We start from the raw sequence: 9,066 nt of genomic DNA, 5'->3' as shown, positions 1-9,066 counted from the left end.
CAGGCCGTTGAAAAAGTGGGCATCGAACGCATCAGGGACGCTGTTTTCGAAGAAACGAGTGGCCCAGACGCGTCTGCGCAGCGATTGCACCGGCCAATCTGGCCTGTTTGCAGGCCATCTCGCCCATTTCGGGCGCACGTATCCCCGGGCTCACGCATGATGCGCGTCCCACCAGCCGCCGATGCTGCCCATGCGCACCAGGTTGTAGGTGGCAAAGCACAGCAGCGCCTGACCCGTGAGCTTGGCCTGACCGATGAGCTTGGTCTTGGCCAGACCACCCACGGTCTTGATCCAGCCAAAGGCCTCCTCAATGCGCTTGCGCACCTTCTGACTGGTCTTGTAGCCCTCGTGTCGGGTGATCCGGGCATCCACCGCCGAGTGCTTGTCCTTGGCCGCTACGTGCGGCGTGACCTTGAGCTTTCGGCAGCCCTTGATGAAGGCCTTGCTGTCGTAGCCCTTGTCGGCCCCGACCGTAGCCCGCTTGTTCTTGTTGTCCCGACGCTTCAACATGGCCAGCGCCGCCTCGCGCTCGGCGGTGCCGCTGGCATGGGTGATCTCCACGTCCACGATCAACCCGTTGCGGTTTTCCATCAGGATGTGGCCCATGTGGCACAGGCGGGACTTGTCGCCCTGGCTCTTCTTGAACAGGCGGGCATCGGCGTCCGTGGTGCTGGCGTGGGTGTCGTTGCAGCGCTCCTGCCCTTTGAAGTCCACCTCGGGGTTGCGCCCGGGCGGGCTGGCGCTGTCGTCGTCCCGGCGCTTGAAGCTCTTGTGCGAGGCCCAGGCCTCGATCAGCGTGCCGTCCACACTGAAGTGTTCGTCGCTGCTCAAGCTTGCCCAATCGGCGGTGTGCTTGACCCGCTCGAAAAAGGCGCGGGCCAGGTCTTCATTGAAGAGCCGCTCGCGGTTGGCGCTGAAGGTAGAGTGGTCCCAGACCTTGTCCTCGATGTTCAATCCCACGAACCAGCGGTACAGCAGGTTGTACTCGATGGCCTCGACCAACTGGCGCTCGCTGCGGATGGAAAACAGGATCTGCAGCAGCAGGGCCTTGAGCAGCATCTCCGGCGGCACCGAGGGGCGGCCCCGGCGGGCGTACACCGCGTCGAACTCGCGGTTCATCGCCGCCAGCAGCGCATCGACCACGGCGCGCAGCTTGCGCAGCGGGTGTGTCGCCGGTACCCGCTCTTCAAGGCTGATGTAGCTGAACATCGCCCCCTGGAAGTCTTGGTTGCCTCTCATCGTCCTCGTCCGCGTCGTTCGCCGATCGTTTCAGATCATACTGGCCGAGGCCAGCGTCGGCGGGGGATTTTTTCAACGGCCTGCTAGAGAGTGTTCTCATATGTGAACGTTTTTCGCCTCTCGGGTTCGCGCCTGGTGCGCTGCCACGGCGATTTCACGCGCAGCAGTGCGCAGGGTTCTGACGAGCTTGTCCTTGCGGTCCTCATTGAGGCGATCGGTCGGCATCGCCAGTCCGATGGCGGCCAACGCGCGTCCACGTGCATCCAGGATTGGAACGGCCAGGCCGACGATGCCAGCAGTAAATTCGCAGAAAGACCAGGCCACGCCATCTTCCCGGATTTGTTGTATCTGCCGGCGCAAGACAGCCACCGAGCGTATCGTGTGCTCAGTGCGCGGCTCGAGCCGGACGCGGGCGAGGTAGGCTTCTCGATCAGCGGGGGGCAGCCATGCAAGGAGCACTTTACCGGCCGAGCTCGCATAAAGCGGCTGCATGACGCCTACATGCACGGAATACAGGACGGCGCGCGGAGATTGGGCGGAAGCAATGCGTTCGGCCATGTCGTGGCGCAACACGCTCAGGCCCGCTGATTCTCCAGTGCTATCCACGAGCCGTTGCAACCAAGGTTGGCTGGCCCGCAAGAGATCCCGGTTGTGCGCGCCGCGCCTCGCGAGGGCGTATGCGCCTTTGCCCAACTGGAAGCGGTTGGAGTCTGTGGATTGATCGATGTAACCTCGGTTCGATAGGGTGCGCAGTAGGGCGGTCAGGCTGCTTTTGGGAATACGGGTGCGGCGCGCGATTTCAGCATGGGTCATCGCGCGCCCGGTGCTTGCCAGGAGCTCCAGGATATCCAGGACGCGGTCCGCAGATTTGACGCTGGCTTGGGAGGGTGATGCCTCATGTTTGGCGCGCATGGTTCTTGCCGTGCCGTAATGTACGAGTCGATGTATCGGATTGTATGAGTCTCGTTCCGCCGCCCCCCATCCCTGCGCTGCTAGCCGAGATCCTCCGCGCCGTTCCGCGCCGCTATCGTCTCCGGGAGGATGGCTCCGCGCTCGCGGCAAGGCAGGCTACGCCTGCGTCCGCACTGGCATGGGCGATAGAACTCAGCCGCGCGGCGCTGGCGGAAGGCCGCTCGCCGACGGCGGCGCTTCGCGCTAGTTTTCTCGAGGCCTTGGCCGATCTCATTCGCGAAGCGTTGCGCCCCGAAGGGGGTGATCCGGCGTTCCAGGCCAGGGTGCTCAGGCACGGCAGCCCTGTGGTGCAGGAATATGCTGGCTTGGCCGCGCATGCGGCGCAGGACGCACGCACTGTCCTGGCATTGGTCCATGCCATCGCGCATCCCGCCAAGCTCGAGCGCCTGCCCCGCGGGGCCTTGCGTGACGCCTTGGCGCAGGTGCAAGCGGCGGCAGCGGCCCGGCACTGGGCAGCCCTGGACGACGCGCTTGCGCGGCTTGCCGGGCTTTCCGATCTGCAGCGACTTCCCGGCCAGGATGCGTTGGGGCACGGCGTGAAGCGATTGCTGGAGGGGCCTGCGCTGGCACGCCTGCGCCGGCGCGACGCGTTCGCCTTGGACGATGGCGTCCGGCGCTATGAGGCGCTGTTGGATGCGAGCGGCCCACGCTCCGGTTCCGCGGTTGCTGCCGAGCAGGGAAGCATTGCCCGCGAGCGGGGCAGGGCGGTGGAGTCCGCCGCGGCGCATGCGTTCGCCATGATCGCGTGCCGGCTCAATGACGCCGAAGGCGAAGGCATGTTTCGCGCCGTGACGACGATGCGGGTGCCATCAGCATTTCCGGCCAGCCGCGCGCACGCCAAGACGGAATGGGACGTCGTGCTGTTGCGTTGCGCCGGGACGCAAGGCGATCAAATGCTGTGGGATGTTTGCCTGCTGGCGGAAGCCAAGTCCTCGCCGGATGCTGCAACGACGGATTGGCCGCGGTTGCAGCGCGGGCTGCAGCTGTTTGCGCGCGCCGACGAGCATGCTGCATATCCATTCGATGCCGCAGAAGAAACAGTATGGGTGCGGGGTGCCTCGCTGCGCGCATTCGCGGCAGCGAACGCGGACAAGCTGCGCACCGTGCTGTATTGCTGCCTTGAACCTGGCCAAGCAATGCCCCGGATGCTCGGCGCGTCCAGTCGCATGCAGCTCTTGTCTGCAAGGCCGAGCCTCGAATTCGCCCACGCGGTCTCGGGGGGCAAGGAGGATGTTGGCATGCTGGAGCCGCTGTGGAATGAGCTGCTGCAATCGCCGCGTTGGCGTGCCGTGCTTCATCAGTATCCGACGCTGGGCATCGCGCGCGCGGCAATGGTCCACCTCGACGACTTGAACGATACCGTGGCGAGCTCTTTCCTCGGCACGCGAGGCAAGCGGTCGTAGCGGGTTCGTGGGCATGCAAGTTGCTGCAACCTGGCCTTCTTTATGGGGGGCGACCATGGAAGCAGAAGAAATGCAACTCACTGACGACGCAGCCTCGTTCCCGGGTGAGCCCGGAGAGGTAGCCCGGGGCGGACGGGGCCCTTCTCAAGAGCACGTGCTCGTGCTTGGCCTGGGCGCGTTGCTCATGGTGGCAGGGATACGCAGCCGCGGGCTGGTATGGCGGGCGTTGCTGACGGCTGCCGGGACGGCGCTGGTGAGCCGCGCTGCAAGCGGGACGGGAGGCGTTGCGAAGGTCGCGCGGGTCGTCAAGCGACTCGGCTAAAGCCTGCTAGCCTTGCGCCGCCCCCCGTAGCCCGCCATTGCATTAGTCGGTCGACGCCAATTCGCGTGCGTGGGCGATCGCCCGGACGATGTCGTCGATGATCGCCGCCTCTTTCTCCGCACCTGAAGCGCGCAGGGCATAGGAAGGGTGCCAGGTTGGGACGACCCACGCGTCGCCCTGCCGCAGCGGCATGCCCAGGTGGTCGCGAAGCGGGAACTGGGGCCCTAATACTGCCCTGAGGGCGGTGGCGCCCAGGGTGACGATGACGGCGGGCCGAACGCGCACCATTTCTTCGCGCAGCCATTGCGAGCAGGCCTCGACCTCGCGTTGCGCGGGCGTTTTGTGCAGCCGGCGCTTGCCACGCGCGATCCATTTGAAGTGCTTGACGGCGTTGGTCAGGTACACCGACTCGCGCGCGACCCCGGCGCGGCGCATGGCATCATCGAGCACCTTGCCTGCTGGCCCGATGAAGGCCCGTCCGGAGAGGTCTTCGTGGTCGCCGGGTTGTTCGCCGACCAGCATGAGGCGCGCGTTGGCCGGACCACAACCCGGGACGGGCTGGGTGGCATGGCGCCAGAGCTCGCATCGGCGGCATTGGTCCAGCGACGATGCCGGCGCGCGCAGCGGCTGCGCCCGGGCGGCCTCCACCGCCACGGGTTTGCCCGGCATGGTGCCTATCGCCCCGGATTGCGCAAGGCGCCTTGCACCATCGCGTGCTTCGGCGACCATCCGGGGAATGAGCGGACCTTCAGGCAAATGCCGCCAGAAGCGCACCGGCATTTGCCGCTCTAGGGCGCATTCGTTCAGCCGGGCCGGATTGAAGGTGTTTTGGTAGTAGGCCAGCCATAGCGGTTCGACCTCATCGTCCGTGATGGGCATGGCCGTGGCTTGCAAGGCCGCTTCCGAAATATGCAAGTCGCGGCCATCCCACCACGCTGCGCCATGCGGCGTGCCGATCCACCAGGTCGAGGCGCCCATGCGTTGCGCGAAATGTTCCGCGGCAAACGGCAGCACGTCGTGTTCAGGCTCGTACCAAGCCAAGTACTGTGGCGAGCCGCCATCGGCCCGTTCCTTGAAACGCAGGTAGGCGATCATGTCGTGCTTGGCACGCCGGACCGATTTGGCCATGGCGTGCAAGCGGGCGCCGTCTTCGTCGGCCGCCGACGCGACGGCACGGTCTCCCTGGTGCCATCGCCACACGACGCGGTAGAGCAATGGCCAGCGACCTGGCGATCGATACAAGGCCGCGTCGTGGAGCAGCGCGGCCAAGTTTCGGGAAATGCGCACGCGGGGAAGGGCGGGCGCGTCGCGCGGCGGCCCAGCGGCCTCGTCCTGCAGCGCGTCCAGCGTCATTTGCCCGCCTGCTGCGCCACCGGTGGCCGTGCGTTCGGTCCAGGTGATCGTTTCCGGCGGCCATGCGTACGCGAGCGCCCGCAGGGCAAGCCGACGCCAGCTTGCATAGCCGCCTTCCACAACCAGCCTGTGTAGGTGCGCGTGCGTCATGCTCCGCCCGCTAAAGCAGTGCGAGTTGGCGAGGCGCAGGCGCCAAGGCGCGGCGCAGCGTTTCCGACGGCGGTTCGCCGAGCCCGGGGCGATAGTCCTGCACGACGATGAAGGGTTTGAGTTTTTCCATCGAGCAGCGCAGGCGAACCAAGTCTTGGTAGCGAATGGCGCGCAGGCGCCTGAGTTCGACGAGCCGCTTGGCGTTGCGCAGGCCGATGCCCGGCACCCGCGCGATCAGGCGTTGCGGTGCGCGGTTTAGGTCGACGGGAAAGCACGAGCGATTGGCCAGGGCCCACGCGAGCTTGGGATCGATGTCCAGCGGCAGGTGCCCCGCTTGGGGAAAGAGCTCTTCGGCGCGAAAACCATAGCCTCGCAGCAGGAAGTCGGCCTGGTACAGGCGGTGTTCGCGCAATAGCGGCGGTGCTTGTTGGGGCAGGGTCGAGGGGCTGTCGGGAATGGGGCTGAACGCCGAGTAGTAGACCCGCTTGAGCCGGTATGCCCCGTAAAGCGTTTGCGCCGTTTGCAGGATGGCGCGGTCGTCGGCGTCGTCCGCACCGACGATCATTTGCGTGCTTTGGCCCGCTGGCGTTGGCGCCACGGGGCGCTTTTCGCCTTGGGCCTCCTCCTGGGCGAGCCGAATGGCACCCATGGCCCGCTTGATCGTCTCGGCATTTTTTTCGGGGGCGAGGCGCTGCAGGCCATCGTCGGTCGGCAATTCGATATTGACGCTGAGCCGGTCGGCAAACTGGCCGGCAAGCTCGATCAGGCGCGGATCGGCGTCCGGTATGGTCTTGAGGTGGATGTAGCCGCGAAACTGGTGGTCTTCGCGCAGCGAGCGGGCCACTTCGACCAGTTGTTCCATGGTGTAGTCGGCGCCGCGGATGATGCCCGAACTCAGGAACAAGCCGTCGATATAGTTGCGCCGGTAGAAGTCTAGGGTGAGCGCCACCACTTCCCCGGGAAAAAACCTGGCGCGCGGCACGTTGCTCGAACGCCGGTTCACGCAGTATTGGCAATCGTACTGGCAGAAGTTGGTGAGCAGGATCTTCAGCAGGGACACGCACCGCCCGTCGGGTGTGAAGCTGTGGCAAATTCCCGCCCCGGTGCCGGCCCCTAGGCCGCTTCCGCCCCGGGATGCGCGCTTGGGCGCGCCGCTGCTCGCGCAGGAGGCGTCGTATTTGGCGGCATCGGCCAGGATTTCGAGCTTGGTCAAGCGGTCCATCGCGACATGATACTGTATAAAAATACAGTATCGGGGCCCCATGTGTATCGACCTTTTGCCGCACATGCCGCGCTATGGCGGCGCAGCCTGCCGATGCCCGGGCCGGGGCCGGCCGGGCAACCGGTGGCCCGCAGCGCGCCCGCCAGGGCCAAGCGTTTTGCGGCCCATGGGGGACGCGTCAGAACTTGTACTTCAGGCTGACCGTCACATTGCGGGGCGCGCCATACGTGAATTGGCTATAAGCCGCGAACATGTCGTAGTAGCGCTTGTCGAAAATGTTGTTGATGTTGATTTGGCCGGTCAGCTGCCTGGAGAACTCGTAGCGGGCCATCAGGCTGGCCAGTGGGTAGCTGTCTTGCTCGACCTTCTCCACCACGCCGAGGGGGTTCTGGGCGTAGGTATACGTTTTCCCTTGCCAGTTCACGCCGCCCCCGATGGTCAGGCCGCGCCACGTGCCGGGCAGGCGGTACGTGGTGAACACCCGGAGGAGTTGGCGCGGATATAGGCTGTTGACGTCGGCGCCGCCTGCATCTTTGGCGCGGAAGAGGGTATAGCCGGCCGCGACCTGCCAGCTGGGCGTCACTTGGCCGGCGACTTCGACTTCGAATCCCTTGCTGGTCGCGCCGTCTACTGCCCGATAGGCAGGCTCGGGGGGATTGGTCCCGGGCACGGTTTCGCTCGTTTGTTGCGCGAGATTGCTTTGTTTGATGTGGAAGACCGATGCCGAGGCGGTAAGCCGGCCATCGAGGAATTCTCCCTTGATGCCGGTTTCCGTGGCTTTGCCGACGACGGGATCGAGGTAGCGGCCGCTGGCATCGCGCGCGTTCTGGGGCTGGAAGATGCTGGTATAGCTGGCGTATAGGGAGTACTGGTCGTCCAGGTCGTAGATGATGCCCGCATAGGGAGTGACTTCGCCGCGGCTCTTGATCTCGTAGGAGTTGCTGTAAGAGAGATCTCCCGTCCTGCGGTAGTTCGTGACGCGCGCGCCTAGAATGAGCTTGAGGGGAGCGGCGACATTCAGGCGTGCAACACCGTAGAGCGCCTGTTGTTTGGTGCGGCCGCCTTCGTAGAAGACGGGATCGCCCCAGGTAGGTTCGGGAAAGGTGCCGTCCCAAGCGTTGAAGTCCGGATCTAGCCCCCCTGCTGGGTCTGCGGGACGGGAGTCCGCATTGAACTTCTGGTCGGCGTACACATAGCCGAATGCCAGCTCGTGCTGGCGTCCGAAGAGTTCGATGGGGCCGTTCGCTTGGATTGCCACGTCGTCTTGCGTGGTCTTGACGTCATAGGATCCGGCGAACGTCACCATTCCCAGTCCGGTGTTGCGGTCGGGAGCGCCCGAAAGATAGAGCAGGTAAGAATCGGCCTTGCGTTGGCCGTGGGTGTAGCTGAAGCGGACTTTCCAATCGTTCTCGAAACGGTGGTCGAGAGACGCGAAGTAGGATTCGTGCGTCGAGTCCCACCGTGTCCAGTCCGCCGAAGAAGTCTTGGCTCGACTCCAATGGGTGCGGCTGCCGTCGGCATGCCAGATGGGCAAGCCGCCCCACATCGGGCCTCGCGCCCGGTTTTCGTGGTGACTGAACCCCGCCGTCAGCAAGGTGCTGGGCGTGAGGTCCGCCTCGAGTGTCGCGTACAGCGTCCGGCTCTTGTTGCCGAGAAGGTCCACCCAGCTGTCGCGCTGGGAATGTTCGCCCACGACGCGCAAACGTACCGACTTGGCTCGGTTGACGGGCGTGGAGAGGTCTATCAGCCCACGCAGTTGGTCCCAGTTGCCGAGGCCGAGTTCGGCCTTGCCCATGAACTCTTTGCTGTGTGCGCGCTTGCGGACCAGATTGATGGCCGCTGACGGGTCGCCGGCGCCGGTAGTCAAGCCGGTCGCGCCGCGCACGATTTCCACCCGGTCGTACATGGCGAGACTCGTGAAAACTTCGCCCGAACTCCATGGTTGCTGCCAGGTGGTGGGCACGCCGTCGATCATGAGGGTATTGATGTCGAAGCCCCGGGAGTTGAACTGCCCGCGATGCGTCTCGTACTGGTTGACCGAAACGCCAGTCGCGTTGTTGACGACATCGGTGATGGTCAGGAGGTCCTGGTCTTCAATTCGCTGTTGGGTAACGACAGTGACCGATTGCGGCGTATCGCGCAGCGACAGGCCGAGGGGCGTGGCAGTGCGCGACACGCCAAGCGTGGTATAGGAGCCCGTGCCTTCGGTGATGTCGGCGCCTTCTTCTTGCTGAGGCGCTTGGACGGTGATGGCCGGTAGCACGGCCGGTGTGTGCTGGGCCGAGGCGATGACGGGGAAGGCAGCAGCAAGGCAGGCGCTCAAGCGATTGGTGGGGCGTACGACCATTTTCTCCCTCGATATGTCAGCTTTTGTCGATTCGGTTCGTGCAAGCTCGGGGCTGGGG

General features: G+C 64.9%; 7 protein-coding genes. 2 read left to right on the top strand and 5 right to left on the bottom strand.

The window, feature by feature from the left end; translation table 11 throughout:
* Positions 1-150: 150 nt before the first annotated feature.
* Complete coding sequence (locus tag IRZ12_RS12655) at positions 151-1,239, bottom strand: IS5 family transposase (RefSeq protein WP_296468953.1); 1,089 nt, start codon at positions 1,237-1,239, stop codon at positions 151-153.
* 96 nt (positions 1,240-1,335) lie between these two features.
* A complete protein-coding gene (locus tag IRZ12_RS12650; RefSeq protein ID WP_296468951.1) occupies positions 1,336-2,151 on the bottom strand; it encodes an IclR family transcriptional regulator in 816 nt (271 codons plus the stop codon).
* A gap of 44 nt (positions 2,152-2,195) precedes the next feature.
* On the opposite strand from IRZ12_RS12650, the gene IRZ12_RS12645 reads away from it, so the two are divergent.
* Both IRZ12_RS12645 and IRZ12_RS12640 read left to right on the top strand, forming a co-directional pair.
* On the top strand, positions 2,196-3,614 hold the full coding sequence (locus IRZ12_RS12645) for a 3-deoxy-D-arabino-heptulosonate 7-phosphate synthase (RefSeq protein ID WP_296468949.1): 1,419 nt from the start codon (positions 2,196-2,198) through the stop codon (positions 3,612-3,614).
* 55 nt (positions 3,615-3,669) lie between these two features.
* A complete protein-coding gene (locus tag IRZ12_RS12640) occupies positions 3,670-3,936 on the top strand; it encodes a hypothetical protein (protein ID WP_296468946.1) in 267 nt (88 codons plus the stop codon).
* Between the two features lie 42 nt (positions 3,937-3,978).
* Here the strand turns inward: IRZ12_RS12640 and IRZ12_RS12635 are convergent, their stop codons facing one another.
* The 3 genes from IRZ12_RS12635 to IRZ12_RS12625 all read right to left on the bottom strand — a co-directional run bounded on the left by IRZ12_RS12635 (position 3,979) and on the right by IRZ12_RS12625 (position 9,008).
* Positions 3,979-5,439, bottom strand: coding sequence for a UdgX family uracil-DNA binding protein (locus IRZ12_RS12635; protein ID WP_296468944.1), 1,461 nt, complete (start codon positions 5,437-5,439; stop codon positions 3,979-3,981).
* A gap of 10 nt (positions 5,440-5,449) precedes the next feature.
* Positions 5,450-6,661, bottom strand: a complete 1,212-nt coding sequence (locus tag IRZ12_RS12630; RefSeq protein ID WP_296468941.1) for a putative DNA modification/repair radical SAM protein — start codon at positions 6,659-6,661, stop codon at positions 5,450-5,452.
* Between the two features lie 178 nt (positions 6,662-6,839).
* Complete coding sequence (locus tag IRZ12_RS12625) at positions 6,840-9,008, bottom strand: TonB-dependent siderophore receptor (RefSeq protein WP_296468939.1); 2,169 nt, start codon at positions 9,006-9,008, stop codon at positions 6,840-6,842.
* Between the last annotated feature and the right edge of the window lie 58 nt (positions 9,009-9,066).

The organism is Pigmentiphaga sp., assembly GCF_019689535.1.
GTDB lineage: Bacteria > Pseudomonadota > Gammaproteobacteria > Burkholderiales > Burkholderiaceae_B > Pigmentiphaga.
This window is presented reverse-complemented; position numbering and strand designations above follow the sequence as displayed.